The organism is Pseudoalteromonas sp. MB47, from assembly GCF_011319765.1.
GTDB lineage: Bacteria > Pseudomonadota > Gammaproteobacteria > Enterobacterales > Alteromonadaceae > Pseudoalteromonas > Pseudoalteromonas simplex.
The window spans coordinates 65,001-81,015 of sequence record NZ_VFBD01000020.1 but is presented as its reverse complement, the minus strand read 5'-3'; the positions used below and the strand labels follow the sequence as shown (position 1 = coordinate 81,015).

Below are 16,015 nucleotides of genomic sequence, written 5' to 3'. Positions count from 1 at the left end.
TATTGGGACGGTTAGATTGGCTTAGTCTACGACTTGACGTAACATTGTCAACGAATCGAAGTGATATAAAGTTTACATATGATTAATAAACAACCAATAGATTTAGATTTTGATCGTGAGCATATTTGGCACCCTTATACTTCTATGACTCAGCCCCTTCCCGTTTACCCAGTCAGTCATGCCAATGCAAATCGTATTTTCTTAGAAACAGGCGAAAGCCTAATAGATGGTATGGCCTCTTGGTGGAGTGCCATCCATGGTTACTGCCATCCTGTTTTAAATGAAGCAATCACCCAGCAAGTTAGCAAAATGAGTCATGTCATGTTTGGTGGCTTAACTCATGAGCCCGCTGTTGAGCTGTGTAAAAAGCTAGTCAGTATCACACCTGAGTCACTCGATAAGGTGTTCTTAGCCGACAGTGGCTCTGTGAGTGTTGAAGTTGCCATAAAAATGGCCTTGCAGTACTGGCTTAGCCAAGGTTACACCAGCAAACAAAAATTAATGACGCCGCTTAAGGGCTACCATGGCGATACCTTTGCGGCGATGAGCGTTTGCGATCCGGTTAATTCAATGCACAGTATGTACTCAGGATTTTTACCTGAACATGTTTTTGTACCTGCGCCGAGTGCTAAATTTAATGGCGAGTTTAACCCTGCTGAAGCTGATACGCTTGAAAGCTACTTTGCAGCTCACCACCACGATGTTGCGGCATTTATCATTGAACCCATAGTTCAAAATGCTGGGGGCATGAATTTTTACCACCCTGATTACTTAAAGCACCTACGCATTCTGTGTGATAAGTATGATGTTTTACTTATTTGTGATGAAATCGCCACAGGCTTTGGCCGCACCGGCACCTTGTTTGCTATTGAGCACGCCAACATAGAGCCTGATATTTTATGTATTGGCAAAGCATTAACGGGTGGCATGATGACCCTATCAGCAACATTAACCACCAGCAAAGTCGCTATTGGCATTAGTGAAGGTGAAGCCGGCGTATTAATGCATGGCCCAACTTTTATGGGTAACCCGCTTGCCTGTGCTACAGCCTCTGCAAGTATTGATTTACTGCTAGAGCAACCGTGGCAAGAGCAAATTGAACACATAAATGATGTTCTAACAACCCAGCTTGCAAAGTGTAAGCAACTTGATGCAGTCGTTGATGTGCGGACATTGGGGGCAATTGGTGTTGTTGAGCTTAAGCGAAGTGTAGATGTAGCAAAAATTCAACGCTTTTTTATCGAGCAAGGTGTGTGGATACGCCCGTTTGCTAAATTAATTTATTTGATGCCGCCTTACATAAGCGACGAACAAAGCTTAACTAAGTTATGCAATGCTATTTATGCAGCCATAGAACAGCAGGCGTATTGCTAAAAAGGAAGCTGATGCTTCCTTTTCTTTAAACTTTACCATTCAAACATATAAGCCATTTTACTTATCATGCGAAGCGGTACTTTATGTTCGCAGCGCTTAGCGTAAAGATGCTGTAATGATTTATCTTTAATTTCACCAACGATCACTTCTTTTACTTGATAACCCAGTGCAGTAGCCGCTTGTGCGTAGGCGATAAATTCCCATTTTTTAATATTAGTGTTATCAACAATTACTAACGGAATTTCTTCTGCTAAGGCATTAATAAAGCGTGCAAGATTTAAATTGTGATACTCAGGTAACTTGTACTTATCAAATTGATACTCACCTTCGCTATTGTAAAAATAATCATCTGTTGCGCACACGACATAATCACTTTCGTTACCAGCTACCAACTCATCAGCTAGGCTTTGTGCATAATATGATTTACCTGAGCCTGGTAAGCCGCGAAGAATAAAAACTTGTTTCATAGCACCTGTTATACAATTTAATTAAAGACTAAAGGACAGTAATTGTTAATGATGCCACAAAATAACCAATTAGCGCAGCGAGAATTTAAATAAACGCAAATTTTACGCTAAATATTGCTGCTATTTTACTCAATTGAAGAAAAACTACTAAAGAGTGCGTCACAATAGTTTTTTTATTTGATTTACGAGGGTAAGATAGTCGATTCAAGTGCAATGCACAGCATTATTATATTAGGCAACTTATATCATTGGAGTGAAGATGAGCCATTTAGCGATTTCAGAGCTATTAAAAGGCAAGGTTGCGGTAGACAGCCAAGTAACAGTAAAAGGCTGGATCCGTACACGCCGCGATTCAAAAGCAGGAATTTCATTTTTAGCCGTTCATGACGGTTCGTGTTTTGATCCTATTCAAGCGGTAGTACCTAATTCACTCAATAATTATGATGAAGTAACACGTTTAACAGCAGGTTGTTCTGTATCTGTAACCGGTGTTCTAGTGCCATCTGCAGGTCAAGGTCAGTCTTTCGAAATTCAAGCTAACTCTGTAGAAGTATTAGGTTGGGTTGAGAACCCAGACACCTACCCTATGTCTGCTAAACGTCACAGCATTGAATATTTACGTGAGCACGCACACCTTCGCCCTCGTACTAACATCATGGGTGCGGTAACCCGTGTACGTAACTGTTTAGCACAAGCGATTCACCGTTTTTATCACGAGCAAGGCTACTACTGGATCAGTACACCTATCATCACTGCTAGTGACTGTGAAGGCGCCGGTGAAATGTTCCGTGTATCTACTTTAGATATGCAAAACTTGCCACGCACAGATAAAGGCGACATCGATTACAGTGAAGATTTCTTTGGTAAAGAAGCATTCTTAACAGTATCTGGTCAGTTAAATGGTGAGACATACGCATCTGCAATGTCAAAAATCTATACTTTTGGCCCGACTTTCCGTGCTGAAAACTCAAACACATCTCGTCACTTAGCAGAGTTTTGGATGGTTGAACCTGAAGTTGCATTCGCAGATTTAGAAGATATCGCAAAACTTGCTGAAAACATGCTGAAATACGTTTTCAATGCAGTATTAACTGAGCGTCGTGATGATATGGAATTCTTTGCACAACGTGTTGAGAAAACAGCTATCTCACGCTTAGAAGAGTTCGTAACTAAAGATTTCGCACAAGTTGATTACACAGATGCTATTGAAATCTTAAAAGCGTGTGGCAAGAAATTCGAATACCCTGTTGAATGGGGTGTAGATTTACAATCTGAGCACGAACGCTACCTTGCTGAAGAGCATTTTAACGCACCAGTAGTTATCAAAAACTACCCGCGTGATATTAAAGCCTTCTACATGCGTCAAAACGAAGACGGCAAAACAGTCGCTGCAATGGACGTAGTTGCACCAGGTATTGGTGAAATCATCGGTGGCTCTCAACGTGAAGAGCGTCTAGATGTATTAGATAAGCGTCTAGAAGAAATGGGCTTAAACAAAGAAGATTACAGCTGGTACCGCGACCTACGTAAATACGGCACTGTACCGCACTCAGGTTTTGGTCTAGGTTTTGAGCGTTTAGTTGCATATGTTACCGGTATGGGTAACGTACGTGACGTTATCGCTTTCCCACGTACAAAAGGTAGCGCGACTTACTAATAAGCAACGCTATACAATTTAAAAGCCGCTTTCGAGCGGCTTTTTTAATGCTAACACACTATAATATATAAAAAATCTGGTAGAGATTTAGCAAACATATATAAATAGCCTATATTGAAAGTAGTCTAATAATTAAGAGCTCATTTTATTATGCACTTTCGCGCTATTCAGACCATTTTACTAGTAACCTCATCATTAATCGCATGCAAAGTCACGGCACTAGAAGAAGACTTAAACGCAAAGCCTATTTTTATTGCTGGTTCAACTTCTGTTTCTGCATTATTAATAGATCTTAAGAGCGAATTAAGTCAAGAATTTGGTAATAGCATACAAATAAGACCTATGGGTAGCGATAAAGGAATTATCGCAATTGCAGATAATGTCATCGATATTGGCACAAGCTCCCGATACCTCACCAAAGATGAACAGCAAAGATGGCCCTTTTTACGGCAAATTGTTTTAGCACAAGATGCGATCACTTTTTTTGTAAATAAAAACCTCAATATCGATGAGTTATCAACTAGTACACTCAGTGCTATATATCAGGGTAAGCTCACTAAGTGGTCAGATGTTTCTCCGCATACTCCGAAACTTAGTAGTAAAAATGATGAGATTTTGCTTTTCAGCAAAGGCACAACGCACGGCAGTTTTGATGTGTTTTTAGAGTATTTACAGCTTGATTACATCAAAGAACCAGACAGTAATTTTATTCGCCTAAAAAATGCTGGAAATAGAGGCCTATTTTCTGAACAAAAAGTTGAATTATACGATCAATTTAATCAAGCGCTGGGAATTGTGCAACGAATACAAAATGCTATTGCTTATGATTCATATGGAGCAATAACCAAGCTTGAAAACGATAGAAGAATAAATAAAGTGAGTTTATTAGCAATTGATGGCGTTAGCCCGTCTATCGAAACAATTCAAAGTGGAGAATACGCTTTTGTTCGCCCATTGGTATTGATAGTTAATACACAATCACCGCGTTCAAAGAAAATAGGTGACAAATTAGCTGTATTTATAAAGTCAAAAAAGATACAACAAAAAATGCTCGATATTGGCTACCTTCCAGTAAAATAGCTTCGTAAATATAAAAAAAGCTGCGCACCTAAAAAGGTGAACAGCTTTTAACAACCAGAATCGTTATGAATTACAGAGCGCTTTCAAGCTCTGGTAACACATCAAATAAATCAGCAACTAAACCATAGTCAGCAACTTGGAAAATTGGCGCATCAGGGTCTTTGTTGATGGCAACAATCACCTTTGAGTCTTTCATACCCGCTAAGTGTTGAATCGCACCACTAATACCCACAGCAATATATAAATCTGGCGCAACAATTTTACCTGTTTGACCTACTTGCATATCGTTTGGTACAAAGCCCGCATCAACAGCAGCACGTGAAGCACCAATCGCTGCACCTAGTTTGTCAGCAATACCATTTAATAACGCAAAGTTTTCACCATTTTGCATACCACGACCACCTGAAATAACCACAGGTGCTGCAGTAAGCTCAGGGCGTTCTGATTCAGTTTGTTGTTCTGATACAAACTCACTCAGACCAACAGAACCTTTACCAGTAACACTCGTTACAGCTACTGGCGCTTGCTCTTGTGCAATATCAAAGCTACTTGCACGAACAGTAATCACTTTTTTGCTATCTAGTGATTTAACTGTCGCAATTGCATTACCTGCATAAATAGGACGCTTAAAAGTATCTGCATCAATAACGTCGATGATTTCAGAGATTTGCGCAACATCTAAAAGTGCAGCAACACGTGGCATAAAGTTTTTACCCGTTGTTGTTGCGCTTGCGACAATGTGTGAATAGTTATCAGCTAAAGATAAAACTAGATCAGCTAGGTTTTCTGCAAGCTGATGAGCATAAGCTGCATCATCGGCAATAAGTACGTTACTAACACCTGCAATTGATGCTGCTTGTTCACTCATTGCTGATAAGTTTTCGCCTGCAAGTAGTAAATCTACATCAAAGCCTAGTTTAACAGCAGCAGTAATCGTTTTATTCGTTTCAGGCTTTAGAACACCTTTATCGTGTTCGGCTATCACTAATGTTTTCATTTAGATCACCTTCGCTTCTGTTTTTAACTTTTCTACCAATGTTGCTACATCTTCTACGATGATGCCGCCACTGCGTTTTTCTGGCTCATTTACTTCTACCAGCTGTACACGAGGCGCAAGGTCTACACCTAGACTATCAGCAGCAATTACATCAAGAGGCTTGCGTTTTGCCTTCATAATGTTTGGCAATGAAGCATAGCGGGGTTCATTTAAACGTAAGTCTGTGGTTACGATAGCAGGAAGTTTAAGAGCAACTGTTTGCAAGCCACCGTCTACTTCACGTGTTACATTAACGGTACCCGCTTGAACATCGACTTTAGATGCAAAGGTGCCTTGGCCACGACCCGTTAAAGCAGCAAGCATTTGACCGGTTTGATTGTTGTCAGAGTCAATCGATTGCTTACCTAAAATAACCAGCTCAGGTGATTCTTGCTCTACAATCTTGCTCAGTAATTTAGCTACATGTAAAGATTCAAGCTTTTCTTCTGTTTCAATATGAATGGCTTTATCGGCACCAAGTGCTAAGGCCGTACGTAATTGCTCTTGAGATGATTTATTACCAATAGTCACAGCAACAACCTCAGTGGCCGTCCCTGCTTCTTTTAAACGAATAGCTTCTTCAATTGCAATTTCACAAAACGGGTTCATCGCCATTTTTACATTAGCTAGATCAACATCCGTTTTATCGGCTTTAACGCGTGCTTTGACGTTGTAGTCAATTACTCTTTTAATTGGAACGAGGACTTTCATCGTGACTCCATCAATTGTGTGTTCTCAAAGTTGACCTTGGCGTCAACTTATTTATTTTATGAATTCAGACTACTTCCTGTTGACGTAAACGTCAACCTAAAATAACCTTAAAGTATTCACAGCCTGTAACGTTTCATTTGCAAGTATGAAATAAGGTTCTTTATAGCAGGTCCGTCACCGAGAAGAGGTTTATATGGTCGAACGCGAAACCATGGAATTTGATGTAGTCATCGTAGGCGCAGGCCCAGCAGGTTTATCAACTGCGATTAGATTGGCTCAACAAGCACAAGAAAAACAACAAGAATTAATGATCTGTGTGGTAGAAAAAGGCTCTGAGGTGGGCGCACACATTTTATCGGGTGCGGTTTTCGAAACCAAAGCGCTGGATGAATTATTACCTGATTGGCAGTCATTAGGCGCACCAGTTACCACTAAAGTAACGCAAGATGATATTTACTGGTTCAATAACAGTGAAAAAGCCACCAGCATCCCCCACTTTGCTAGCCCTAAAACATTCCATAACGAAGGCAATTACATTGTCTCTATGGGTAATGTATGTCGCTTTTTAGCAGAGCAAGCGGAAAACCTAGGGGTAGAAATATTCCCTGGCTTTAGTGCGCATTCTTTGATTATTGAAGACGAAACAGTGAAAGGCATTATCACTGGCGATATGGGCCTTGATAAAGACGGCAACGAAAAAGATGGTTACATGCCTGGTATGGAGCTTAGAGCAAAATACACCGTATTTGCTGAAGGCTGCCGCGGTCATTTAGGTAAAGAGCTAATCAAACACTTTGCTCTTGATAAAGATGCATCACCACAGCATTACGGTTTAGGTTTCAAAGAAATTTGGCAAATCGACCCGAGTAAACACAAAGAAGGCACTGTAGTTCATGGTACAGGCTGGCCGTTAACTGGTGATACCAGTGGTGGTGCATTTATGTATCACAGCGACAACAATCAGGTTGTGGTTGGCTTAATTGTTGACCTTAACTATTCAAACCCACATTTAAGCCCGTTTGATGAATTCCAACGCATGAAGCATCACCCTGTTTTTAAAGATGTTTTAGAAGGCGGTGAACGCATAGCCTATGGCGCAAGAGCTATTGCCAAAGGTGGCCTACGTTCTTTACCGAAAATGCACTTCCCGGGTGGTTTACTTGTGGGTTGTGATGCGGGCACATTGAACTTTGCCAAGATCAAAGGTAATCATACAGCGATGAAATCAGGCATGGTTGCCGCTGATGTGATAGTAGCAGCTCTTAGCAACGGTAAAGAAAATGCCGATTTAGCTGAATATAAGTCAGCTTTTGAACAAAGCTGGGCATACAAAGAGCTTTATCAATCACGTAACTTTGGCCCTGTTATGCACAAACTCGGTAAGTTCTTAGGTGGTGCTTATAACACCCTAGATCAAAACTTATTTGGTGGTAGCTTACCGTTTAACTTTGAAGATAACATGCCAGATCATGCAACGTTGGTTGCAGCTGATCAGGCTGAAAAAATCGACTACCCAAAAGCAGATGGCAAACTTAGCTTCGATAAACTTTCATCGGTGTTTTTATCAAATACCAATCATGAAGAATCGCAGCCATGCCATTTAAAGCTTAAAGATAACTCGATTCCTATTGCAGTGAATTTACCGCAATTCGATGAGCCAGCACAACGCTACTGCCCTGCAGGTGTGTACGAAGTACAAGAAGTTGAAGGTGAGAAAGAGTTTGTGATCAACTCACAAAACTGTGTGCACTGTAAAACCTGCGACATTAAAGACCCAAGTCAAAACATTACTTGGGTAACACCTGAAGGAGCAGGCGGGCCAAACTACCCTAATATGTAACGCACGTTACTCATTTAATTAAAATTTATCCTAAATTGCAGGGGCTTCGGCCCCTTTTTTAGGCTATGCTGAAAGTGTCGTGTTTTATAAAAGTGAGTAAAGTATGCCGTCTTCAAGTGTAACCTTTCGTTTTTTAGCTGAGCCTACCGATGTCAATTTTGGCGGTAAAGTTCATGGTGGTGTGGTAATGAAGTGGATTGACCAAGCTGGTTACGCCTGTGCTGCAGGTTGGAGCGGTCATTACTGCGTAACTGTCTCAGTTGCAGGTGTAAAGTTTCAGCGCCCTATTTTGGTTGGCCAAATAGTCGAAGTGAAAGCCAGTATTGCCCACACAGGTAAAACCAGCATGCAAATCTTTATTCAAGTACGCTGCGGCGACCCTAAAACACAAAATCTAGTTGAAACCAATCATTGTGTTATAAGTTTTATTGCAATGGATGAAGCAGGCTACCCAATTGAAGTACCTTCATATACAGCCGTAACAGACGAAGAAAAGAAAATCGAAAACTATGCGATAAAAATGAAAGAGATCGCGATAGAAACTGAAACCCTATTACAAAAAGCATAAAACTAAACCGATTTAAAAACTGCACCTAGTAACTTCTACAGAGCACCCTGAAATTGTTACGACTGCCAAACTGAATGCCTGATTACAGTTTCAACAAACTGTTTAAAAAACCACTTAATGAAGCCTAAAAACAATACTTTAGGCTTTATTTTCAGCTTGGCATTGCCATTGCAATACTCCTTGTGAATGACGCGAAACATTCGTTTATTTATTTTATAAAGGAGCTATTAAATGATTAAAGCAATTTCACTTTCTGCACTTTCTTTAGCACTACTAGGTTTTAATAATGCTGCACATGCAGATATTACCGAAATGGATTCTCCGCGTATTTATACCGGTATCGGCTACGGCCAATATTCTTTTGAGTTTGAAGACAGTGAAAATGACACTGACTTCGATGACGATTCACAAATGCTAAAAGGCTATATTGGTACTCAGTTTAACAAGTACTTAAGCCTTGAACTTGCTTATCAAAATTTTGATGAAGTAAGCGATATCGATTCTAAAGCTGAAATTGACGGTGTTTCACTAGCAGCACGCTTAGCAGCCCCAATTACAGATAGCTTTTCTGTTTATGCCAAAGGTGGTTGGCTAGAGTGGGATGCTGAAATTGAGCAAGATCTAGGCGAGCTTGGCAGCATCAGTGCTGACTCTGATGGCGGTGATGTATTTTATGGTGCAGGTGTAGAATATGCTTTCACAACAAACATGCAAGTACGTTTAGAGTATGAGCGCTATAAATTAGAAGATGATATTGACCCAGATATGGACGTTGCGTCTGTATCATTCCAATACATGTTTTAATTTAGACTGCGTAGTCTAAATATTAAAAGGCAGTCTCGACTGCCTTTTTTGTGTTTGCATGTAATGCATGTAAAATGTCGGCAGATTTTCTTAACGACAATGCACAATGAGCGAATACCAATTAACTGCCGTCGGCCATATTCAATCTCCTTATAAACAAAAGTTTGCCATACCTCGCCAACCTCGTTTAGTTCCTGAAGCTAAAGCAAAGCTGGTATTTAGCAGCGATTTTAATCGTGAAGAGTTTGTACGCGGCCTCGATGAATTTAGCCATATTTGGTTACTATTCAGATTTCATGAAACCGCAGATAAAGGCTATTCAGCAATGGTGAGACCCCCTCGCCTAGGCGGTAATGAACGTAAAGGTGTATTTGCAACACGTGCAACCTTTCGCCCAAATGCAATTGGCATGAGTGCCGTAAAATTAGAGGGTATCGAGTATAAAAATGGTCAGTTAAGCTTATTGCTTTCAGGAATCGATTTACTCGATGGCACACCTATTTTAGACATTAAGCCATATTTGCCCTACTCAGACGCAATGACCGATGCCACCGCAGGCTTTGCCGATACCCGACCAGAAACCGATATGAGCGTTGAGTTTAGCGAAGAAGCCCTTGCGTTTATCGAAAAACAGACCGAACAACCTGAATTAAAAGCGTTTATAAGCAATGTATTAAAGCAAGATCCTCGCCCAGCTTATAAAAAGCAACGTGACTCAGAACAAAGCTACGGCATGACCTTATATGATTTTAATATTAGGTGGCATGTTCAGGACAATCATAATACAGTGACCTGCATTGAAAAATGCTAGTTTTTAGCATATAGCGCTTTAGTGTCAGTGCTTCCACTGGTAAACTTAGCGCCTTGTTATTACTCAAACGTCTTGAGTAAACGATAATAATTTTAACACTACTTGGAATAGAGATGCGTACCAGTCAATATATACTCGCAACACTTAAAGAAACTCCGTCTGATGCAGAAATTGTTTCTCATCAATTAATGCTACGAGCAGGCATGATCCGCCGCGTTGCGTCGGGTTTGTATACATGGTTGCCCTCTGGCCTACGCGTACTTAAAAAAGTAGAAAACATCGTACGTGAAGAAATGGATAAAGCAGGCGCTATCGAAATGTTAATGCCTATTATCCAACCAGCTGATCTTTGGGAAGAGTCTGGTCGTTGGGAGCAATTCGGCCCTGAATTACTTCGTATTAATGACCGTCACAACCGCCCATTTGCACTTGGCCCAACACACGAAGAAGTGATCACAGATTTTGTCCGTAAAGAAGTGAGCTCTTATAAGCAATTACCGCTTACTCTTTACCAAGTACAAACAAAAGTTCGTGACGAAGTTCGCCCTCGTTTTGGTGTTATGCGTGCCCGTGAATTTACCATGAAAGATGCGTACTCTTTTCACTTAAGTGATGAGTGTTTAGAGAAAACATACCAAGTAATGCACAAAGCATACTGCAACATCTTCGAGCGCCTTGGTCTTGATTACCGCCCTGTTATCGCGGATACCGGCTCTATCGGTGGTAGCGTTTCACACGAGTTTCATGTACTTGCCGAATCAGGCGAAGATGCAATCGCATTTAGTGATGCAAGTGATTACGCTGCAAATATCGAAAAAGCAGAAGCACTGGCACCGACTGAAGAGCGCCCAGCAGCAAGTAAAGAGTTAAAAGCGTTCCCAACGCCTGATGCAAAATCAATTGCTGAGCTTAAAGAGCACTATGGTGTTAAACCTCATCGCGGCGTGAAAACATTAATCGTGTATGGCGCACCAGATGAAAACGAACAACGTGGTTTAGTTGCTCTTGTATTACGTGGCGACCATGAATTAAACGAGTTAAAAGCTGAGAAGCATCCACTTGTAGACTCACCGCTAGAAATGGCGAAAGAAGAAGACATCGTTGCTGCTATTGGCGCAAAACCAGGTTCATTAGGCCCTGTTGGTCTATCAATGCCAATTATTGTTGATCGCACAGCTAACGTTTTGGCTGACTTTGTAGCAGGTGCTAATAAAGATGGTGAACATTTCAGCGGTATCAACTGGGATCGCGATGTAGAAAACTACGAAGTGGCTGATATCCGTAATATCGTTGAAGGCGACCCAAGCCCATGTGGTCAAGGTTCACTGCAAATCAAACGTGGCATTGAAGTAGGTCATATTTTCCAACTTGGTACTAAATACTCAGAAGCAATGAAAGCTGGCGTATTAAGTGAAACAGGTAAAAACCAAGTAATGACAATGGGTTGTTACGGTATTGGTGTATCACGTATCGTAGCTGCCGCTATTGAGCAAAACAATGACCAATACGGTATTAAATGGCCGCAACCTATCGCACCATTTGATTTAGCGATTGTGCCAATGAACATGCACAAGTCTCATCGTATTCCTGATATTGCTGATAACCTTTACAAAGGCTTGAAAGATGCCGGTTTAGATGTGTTGTTTGATGACCGTAAAGAGCGCCCAGGTGTTATGTTTAACGATATGGAATTACTAGGTGTGCCTTTCACATTAGTAATTGGTGAGCGTAACCTTGATGAAAACAAGGTTGAGCTTAAAAACCGTCGTACTGGCGAAAAGCTAATGCTTGATTTAGATAGTGCCGCTTCTGAAATTGCCGCACTTGTTAAAGGCTGATTAAGTCTTCTCAACAAAATTTAAAAAACCGCTTCGGCGGTTTTTTTGTTTTATTAATTGTCATAGATGTTTCGCTAAAGCGTCTTTTAACTGTCATTGATTCTGCCTAGCATTTACTTTATTACACCATGAGTAAATGCCATGAATAACACCACTTGCAGTAGTAAAACCCACTATCCTGCCGTTTGGATTTCCGACGTTCACTTAGGTTATAAAGACTGCCAAGCGCAGTATTTACTAGATTTTTTAAATGCCATTGAATGCGATGTTCTGTATTTGGTCGGCGATATTGTTGATTTATGGTCAATGAAACGACAGTTTTTTTGGCATCCTAGTCATTATGATGTGCTTGCGCTTATTCAACAAAAAGCAAAAGATGGCACTCGAGTTATCTATATACCGGGTAACCACGACGAAACCTTTCGCCATTATGCCAATGATTCATTATTCGGTATCGAAGTACACAAGCAATATATCCATACCACAAAAGCCAAAAAACGGTTTTTACTGTTACATGGTGACGATTTTGACTCAGCAACGCGCTACAACAAATTAATCAGTATTGCGGGCGATGCAGGATACGATTTATTACTATTTTTAAATCGCTGGACTAATCGCATTCGGCGTTTATTTGGCGGTAATTATTGGTCATTGGCCTCCTGGATCAAAGCACGCGTGCATAAAGCACGTGAAGCTATTGATGCATTTGAAAAAGCGGCCATCCACGAAGCAAAAAAACAAGCCGTCGATGGCATCATTTGCGGGCACATTCATCACCCAGCTGTTAAAGTGGTTGATGGAATTTTATATTGCAATGATGGCGACTGGATTGAAAACTGCACTGCATTAGTAGAGAACAGCTCTGGGCGTATAGAGTTATTGCACTGGAGTGAAACTAAAAAAGTGATTCACTCGGCAGACATTAGCAAACTTACACCAAAGACTGCTTATGATAAAAACCAAGATGCAGCCTAGACCTAAACGTAAAAAGCCCCTATTCGGGGCTTAAATTTATTGTAATTTACTATCTAAATAGTACATCTTCTTTATTGAACCATTTAACACAAAACGCAAGTAATGCACCTGCCACAATGACTGTCGCTAAGAAAATTAAACCCACGAGTGTGTAATCAACTGTACCTTTAATGATTTCTTTGATTGCCAGAGCTACATTTGTCACAGGAATAAATGCTGTTTTGCTCGTAAGCTCAACATTAGGCATTAAGGCAACCATAATTGGAAAAATTACACCCATGCTAAGTGGTGCCATGTAGTTTTGTGCTTCTTTAAAGGTTCGCGCATAGATAGAAATAGCCAACGCTAATGATGAGAAGATTGCAGCAATAGGTAATAACAGCACAAAAATCAGCCCTAAATCTAATACAGTTAAAGAGCTAAATGCGTTTTTAACAACGGCTAAATCTACAAATGCAATGGCTACTGATATCCACACCCCCATACTGAGTACGGTAATGGTGGTTGTTGCAATAGAAGAAGCAAGTAAGGTTACAAACTTACCTAACACCAGCTGTGTACGGGTGATTGGTGTAAGTAGAAGGGTTTCGAGCGTACCGCGCTCTTTTTCACCAGCACCTAAATCAATCGCCGGATACGTTGCGCCCATCAATACCAGAGGAATAAGTAAATAAGGAATAAACCCACCAATTTTCTCACCCAGATTTTCACGTTTATCTGCAGTGTCGACCTTCACCACTTTAATAGGCTCGATAATAGCGGCTTGCTGCTCTTCTGATACACCAAAGCTTAATAGTTTGTTTGTACGCAGCGTATCGCCATATTCTTTTGCTAGTTCTTTAACACGATCAAATAGGAAGTTGATTGCTTTTGCATCGTTATACACAACTTGCCATTCACTTTGCTTTGCATCATCTAACGTTTGCTTAGCGTCCGACGGTAAATAGATACCCATGTCAATGGTGCCCGCTTTAACCGCTTTAGTGAGATCTACTACTGTATTAAAGGTTTCATCACCTTTATATAAAGCAAAGCTTTTATGGTAAAACACCTTATCTGTAAACTCTTGCGCATAGTTACCATTGATAATGGCGTAAGTATGCACCTCTTGTTCTGCCTCTAACGCCGCTTGTGAACTAATAAATGCCATAACAGCAAATAATAATGGAAAGATAGCAACCGGTAATGCAACAACAAATATCAATGTTTTACGGTCACGTAACAGCTCTTTTAACTCCTTTTTAAATACTTCAAACATTACGGCTCTCCGTTAAAATATTCATAAACGCTTGGTTTAATTCTTCACTTTGACCTGCTTGTTTAAACCCATCTAAGGTGCCATCAAAGCAACTAATTCCTTGGTTTATCACCGCAACACGGTCACAAAGTAAGGCAACTTCATCTAAATGGTGCGTTGAGAAAATAACTGGCGTGCCCTGCTCTTTAAGGCCGCGAATAAAGTTAATGACGGTTTGCGTAGTCATAATATCTAAACCAGTTGTCGGCTCATCAAGAATAACCACATCAGGATGATGAACAACAGCACGGGCAATATTGGCTTTTTGCTTCATACCTGTTGAAAGGTTTTCGGCGCGTTTATCAATAAAGCTGTGCATATCAAGTAAGGTGAATAGCTCATCACAACGAGCGGCGACCGCTTTTTTACTCATGCCATGTAAACGGGCAAAGTATTCAACGTTTTCTTTTACTGTTAAACGCCCATATAAGCCAGTACTACCTGACAGAAATCCAATTGATTTGCGGCCAACTAATGGCTTTTTAACGATATCGTGACCAGAGATGGTAATGCTGCCTTCATCTGGTTTTAAGGCTGTTGAAATCATTCTAAGGGTGGTTGTTTTACCGGCACCATTTGGGCCGAGTAAACCGAGTACTTCACCTTTGTTACATTGAAAGCTGACGTCTCTTACAGAATGAAAAAACTCTTTATCTTCACGGGGGTCTACGTTATCCGTTTTATTTTTTTTATGATCTTTTGTTAGCTTAAACTTCTTTTTAAGCCCTGCCACTTCAATCATGTGCGTTTCCTTCGTTTCGGTCTAAAGTAATCAGTGTTACTGTAAAATTCTGGATTTTCATTGTCAGTCCACCATCCCGGTACGCCTAACAAGGGTAAGGGTGATAAATTTTTATTATCACGCAAACAATCATCATGCTTAATCATCTCATAAAGACGTTGATCTAGATACGCATATTGCTCGGTTAAATCTTTACAAAATATGTCATCAGGAACAATTACAAATAATGCTTTCCCCGTTAAACCAATATAAGGCCGTGTGAGCATTTCGTAGTTAGCATGGCCAAACATAAATGGCCTAATGCTTTTACCCCACTGTTCACGCTGTTCTACAAAGGCTTGCTGCCATTGGTGGTCGCGTAATTGCTGCTGCCAGCTTTGTTCAGTAATTGCCAGCACCACGCCGCATTCATCAAATAAGGTAAGTGCGTTTCGGTGTTTACTACGCTCTTTTAGACCATGCAGTTTAATTTCTTCAATGTGCTGATGATTAATCAGCGCTTTGGTTTTTGGGAATAAACACCAAATAAAGCCACCAAAAAGGTCATGCCAATTTTGTTGTCTTGTTGGTACTTGCCCTGTTTCAAATATGATTTGCTCATAATAACGGGTTTCATCGGCAAACTTTTCATCTTCAACAAAGGTTATGGCTTTGCCCTGTGTAGTTTTCGCATTTAGATATTGATTAAACCACTGGCAAGATGGCCAATCTGAGAGTTTATCAATATTAAATAGCGTTGCTAGGTCACTAAAGGCACCCGTTGTAAGGTATTGCGTTGACCATTGCTCGGGAGCAGTAAATCGTTTCATTGCTTA

Annotated in this window: 15 protein-coding genes; 9 read left to right on the top strand and 6 right to left on the bottom strand. The window is 40.6% G+C overall.

The features are described 5' to 3' along the window. Positions 1-78: 78 nt before the first annotated feature. Positions 79-1,374, top strand: a complete 1,296-nt coding sequence (gene bioA / locus IMPJCBKJ_RS09940; RefSeq protein ID WP_166340079.1) for an adenosylmethionine--8-amino-7-oxononanoate transaminase — start codon at positions 79-81, stop codon at positions 1,372-1,374. Between the two features lie 32 nt (positions 1,375-1,406). Here the strand turns inward: bioA and IMPJCBKJ_RS09935 are convergent, their stop codons facing one another. After that, positions 1,407-1,841, bottom strand: a complete 435-nt coding sequence (locus tag IMPJCBKJ_RS09935) for an ATP-binding protein (RefSeq protein WP_054553905.1) — start codon at positions 1,839-1,841, stop codon at positions 1,407-1,409. A gap of 259 nt (positions 1,842-2,100) precedes the next feature. Here IMPJCBKJ_RS09935 and asnS point away from each other — a divergent pair, with 259 nt between their 5' ends. After that, positions 2,101-3,498: an asparagine--tRNA ligase gene (asnS, locus tag IMPJCBKJ_RS09930; RefSeq protein WP_166340077.1), complete on the top strand. Its 1,398-nt coding sequence runs from the start codon at positions 2,101-2,103 to the stop codon at positions 3,496-3,498. Between the two features lie 150 nt (positions 3,499-3,648). Then, positions 3,649-4,578, top strand: coding sequence for a substrate-binding domain-containing protein (locus IMPJCBKJ_RS09925; RefSeq protein ID WP_166340075.1), 930 nt, complete (start codon positions 3,649-3,651; stop codon positions 4,576-4,578). 70 nt (positions 4,579-4,648) lie between these two features. Here IMPJCBKJ_RS09925 and IMPJCBKJ_RS09920 read toward each other — a convergent pair whose 3' ends face one another. Then, a complete protein-coding gene (locus IMPJCBKJ_RS09920; protein WP_166340073.1) occupies positions 4,649-5,575 on the bottom strand; it encodes an FAD-binding protein in 927 nt (308 codons plus the stop codon). Beyond that, a complete protein-coding gene (locus IMPJCBKJ_RS09915; RefSeq protein WP_063705098.1) occupies positions 5,576-6,325 on the bottom strand; it encodes an electron transfer flavoprotein subunit beta/FixA family protein in 750 nt (249 codons plus the stop codon). A 193-nt stretch (positions 6,326-6,518) separates the two neighbouring features. On the opposite strand from IMPJCBKJ_RS09915, the gene IMPJCBKJ_RS09910 reads away from it, so the two are divergent. The 6 genes from IMPJCBKJ_RS09910 (at position 6,519) to IMPJCBKJ_RS09885 (ending at position 13,161) form a co-directional block, all read left to right on the top strand. After that, entirely contained in the window at positions 6,519-8,165 is a 1,647-nt protein-coding gene (locus tag IMPJCBKJ_RS09910; RefSeq protein WP_166340071.1) for an electron transfer flavoprotein-ubiquinone oxidoreductase, read from the top strand. A gap of 103 nt (positions 8,166-8,268) precedes the next feature. Next, entirely contained in the window at positions 8,269-8,733 is a 465-nt protein-coding gene (locus tag IMPJCBKJ_RS09905) for an acyl-CoA thioesterase (protein ID WP_054561436.1), read from the top strand. 231 nt (positions 8,734-8,964) lie between these two features. Further along, complete coding sequence (locus IMPJCBKJ_RS09900) at positions 8,965-9,537, top strand: outer membrane beta-barrel protein (RefSeq protein ID WP_055198360.1); 573 nt, start codon at positions 8,965-8,967, stop codon at positions 9,535-9,537. A 106-nt stretch (positions 9,538-9,643) separates the two neighbouring features. Then, positions 9,644-10,348: a tRNA (N6-threonylcarbamoyladenosine(37)-N6)-methyltransferase TrmO gene (gene tsaA / locus IMPJCBKJ_RS09895; protein ID WP_138599557.1), complete on the top strand. Its 705-nt coding sequence runs from the start codon at positions 9,644-9,646 to the stop codon at positions 10,346-10,348. Positions 10,349-10,461: 113 nt separating this feature from the next. Next, positions 10,462-12,186 carry a proline--tRNA ligase gene (locus IMPJCBKJ_RS09890; protein ID WP_138599556.1) on the top strand — a complete coding sequence of 575 codons (1,725 nt, stop codon included), beginning with the start codon at positions 10,462-10,464 and terminating at the stop codon, positions 12,184-12,186. Between the two features lie 141 nt (positions 12,187-12,327). Continuing rightward, complete coding sequence (locus tag IMPJCBKJ_RS09885) at positions 12,328-13,161, top strand: UDP-2,3-diacylglucosamine diphosphatase (protein WP_166340069.1); 834 nt, start codon at positions 12,328-12,330, stop codon at positions 13,159-13,161. Positions 13,162-13,210: 49 nt separating this feature from the next. Here the strand turns inward: IMPJCBKJ_RS09885 and IMPJCBKJ_RS09880 are convergent, their stop codons facing one another. The 3 genes from IMPJCBKJ_RS09880 to IMPJCBKJ_RS09870 are packed head-to-tail and all read right to left on the bottom strand — an operon-like array spanning position 13,211 to position 16,009. Then, positions 13,211-14,419 (bottom strand): ABC transporter permease, encoded by a 1,209-nt coding sequence (locus tag IMPJCBKJ_RS09880; RefSeq protein ID WP_166340067.1) that lies wholly within the window; start codon positions 14,417-14,419, stop codon positions 13,211-13,213. After that, positions 14,412-15,200, bottom strand: a complete 789-nt coding sequence (locus tag IMPJCBKJ_RS09875) for an ATP-binding cassette domain-containing protein (RefSeq protein WP_166340065.1) — start codon at positions 15,198-15,200, stop codon at positions 14,412-14,414. Before IMPJCBKJ_RS09875 ends, IMPJCBKJ_RS09880 begins: the two co-directional genes overlap by 8 nt. Next, positions 15,197-16,009 (bottom strand): DUF3025 domain-containing protein, encoded by an 813-nt coding sequence (locus IMPJCBKJ_RS09870; protein ID WP_166340063.1) that lies wholly within the window; start codon positions 16,007-16,009, stop codon positions 15,197-15,199. Before IMPJCBKJ_RS09870 ends, IMPJCBKJ_RS09875 begins: the two co-directional genes overlap by 4 nt. Positions 16,010-16,015: the final 6 nt, after the last annotated feature.

Excerpts from the sequence above, each read along its gene's own strand:
- bioA (WP_166340079.1), top strand. The coding sequence starts at position 79 with ATGATTAATAAACAACCAATAGATTTAGATTTTGATCGTGAGCATATT.
- IMPJCBKJ_RS09935 (WP_054553905.1), bottom strand. The coding sequence starts at position 1,841 with ATGAAACAAGTTTTTATTCTTCGCGGCTTACCAGGCTCAGGTAAATCA.
- asnS (WP_166340077.1), top strand. The coding sequence starts at position 2,101 with ATGAGCCATTTAGCGATTTCAGAGCTATTAAAAGGCAAGGTTGCGGTA.
- IMPJCBKJ_RS09925 (WP_166340075.1), top strand. The coding sequence starts at position 3,649 with ATGCACTTTCGCGCTATTCAGACCATTTTACTAGTAACCTCATCATTA.
- IMPJCBKJ_RS09920 (WP_166340073.1), bottom strand. The coding sequence starts at position 5,575 with ATGAAAACATTAGTGATAGCCGAACACGATAAAGGTGTTCTAAAGCCT.
- IMPJCBKJ_RS09915 (WP_063705098.1), bottom strand. The coding sequence starts at position 6,325 with ATGAAAGTCCTCGTTCCAATTAAAAGAGTAATTGACTACAACGTCAAA.
- IMPJCBKJ_RS09910 (WP_166340071.1), top strand. The coding sequence starts at position 6,519 with ATGGTCGAACGCGAAACCATGGAATTTGATGTAGTCATCGTAGGCGCA.
- IMPJCBKJ_RS09905 (WP_054561436.1), top strand. The coding sequence starts at position 8,269 with ATGCCGTCTTCAAGTGTAACCTTTCGTTTTTTAGCTGAGCCTACCGAT.
- IMPJCBKJ_RS09900 (WP_055198360.1), top strand. The coding sequence starts at position 8,965 with ATGATTAAAGCAATTTCACTTTCTGCACTTTCTTTAGCACTACTAGGT.
- tsaA (WP_138599557.1), top strand. The coding sequence starts at position 9,644 with ATGAGCGAATACCAATTAACTGCCGTCGGCCATATTCAATCTCCTTAT.
- IMPJCBKJ_RS09890 (WP_138599556.1), top strand. The coding sequence starts at position 10,462 with ATGCGTACCAGTCAATATATACTCGCAACACTTAAAGAAACTCCGTCT.
- IMPJCBKJ_RS09885 (WP_166340069.1), top strand. The coding sequence starts at position 12,328 with ATGAATAACACCACTTGCAGTAGTAAAACCCACTATCCTGCCGTTTGG.
- IMPJCBKJ_RS09880 (WP_166340067.1), bottom strand. The coding sequence starts at position 14,419 with ATGTTTGAAGTATTTAAAAAGGAGTTAAAAGAGCTGTTACGTGACCGT.
- IMPJCBKJ_RS09875 (WP_166340065.1), bottom strand. The coding sequence starts at position 15,200 with ATGATTGAAGTGGCAGGGCTTAAAAAGAAGTTTAAGCTAACAAAAGAT.
- IMPJCBKJ_RS09870 (WP_166340063.1), bottom strand. The coding sequence starts at position 16,009 with ATGAAACGATTTACTGCTCCCGAGCAATGGTCAACGCAATACCTTACA.